Here is a 1104-nt window from a genome sequence, read left to right as displayed (position 1 = left end):
CGAAGGAGGCGTCGGTGTCGAAGTCCTCGTAGGCGGAGCGGTCGGCGAGGAACGTGTCGTACGACTCGCCGTCGTTCAGCGTCGGCGTCGACAGCTCGCCGACCTTCGACGCCTCGAGTGCCGCCTGCACCTCGGGGTCGGCGCGGAACGCCTGCGCACGCTCCTTGAGGAGCAGGTACATGCGCATGTTGGCCGACGCGGAGTCCCAGACACCGCTGATGTCCTCGGTGCGGCTGGGCTTGTAGTCGAAGTGGCGCGGGCCGTCGTACGCCGGGCCGCCCTGCGGGGCACCGTGCTCGAGCAGGTCGACGAGCGAGAACGCGTTCTGCAGGTCGCCGTGGCCGAACACCAGGTCCTGGTCGTACTTGATGCCGCGCTGACCGTTGAGGTCGATGTGGAAGAGCTTGCCCTGGTAGAGCGCCTGGGCGATGCCGGCGGTGAAGTTCAGGCCCGCCATCTGCTCGTGGCCGACCTCGGGGTTGATGCCGAACAGCTCCGGGCGCTCGAGCGTCTCGGTGAAGGCGATCGCGTGGCCGAGGGTCGGCAGGAGGATGTCGCCGCGGGGCTCGTTCGGCTTCGGCTCGATGGCGAACCGGATGCCGTAGCCCTTGTCGGTGACGTACTGGGCGAGCAGGTTGACGGCCTCGCGGTACCGCTCGAGCGCGGCCTGCACGTCCTTGGCGCTGTCGTACTCGGAGCCTTCGCGGCCACCCCACATCACGAACGTCGACGCACCGAGCTCGGCGGCGAGGTCGATGTTGCGCAGGACCTTGCGGAGCGCGAAGCGGCGGACCTGCCGGTCGTTCGAGGTGAAGCCGCCGTCCTTGAAGACCGGGGCGGAGAACAGGTTCGTCGTGACCATCGGCACGACGATCCCCGTCGACTCGAGGGCGCCCTTGAGGCGGTCGATCTGGGTCTGGCGCTCGGCGTCGGTGGAACCGAACGAGAACAGGTCGTCGTCGTGGAAGGTCAGGCCGTAGGCCCCGAGCTCGTCGAGCTTCTCGACCGCCTCGACCACGTCGAGCGCGGGGCGGGTCGGCCCGCCGAAGGGGTCCGAGCCGTTGTAGCCGATGGTCCAGAGACCGAAGGAGAACTTGTCTGCAC

The 1104-nt window shown here is 68.6% G+C and carries 1 protein-coding gene; it reads right to left on the bottom strand.

Going from position 1 to position 1104, the window contains the following annotated elements; translation table 11 throughout:
* Positions 1 to 1104, bottom strand: a 1104-nt coding sequence (gene xylA / locus BACI9J_RS22870) for a xylose isomerase (RefSeq protein WP_159736668.1), incomplete at both ends; no start/stop codon positions are given.

Origin of the sequence: Arthrobacter sp. 9V (assembly GCF_902506065.1) — a bacterium.
Classification (GTDB): domain Bacteria; phylum Actinomycetota; class Actinomycetes; order Actinomycetales; family Micrococcaceae; genus Arthrobacter.
The sequence above is the reverse complement of the archived record's forward strand: the minus strand, read 5'-3'. Positions and strand labels throughout refer to the sequence as shown.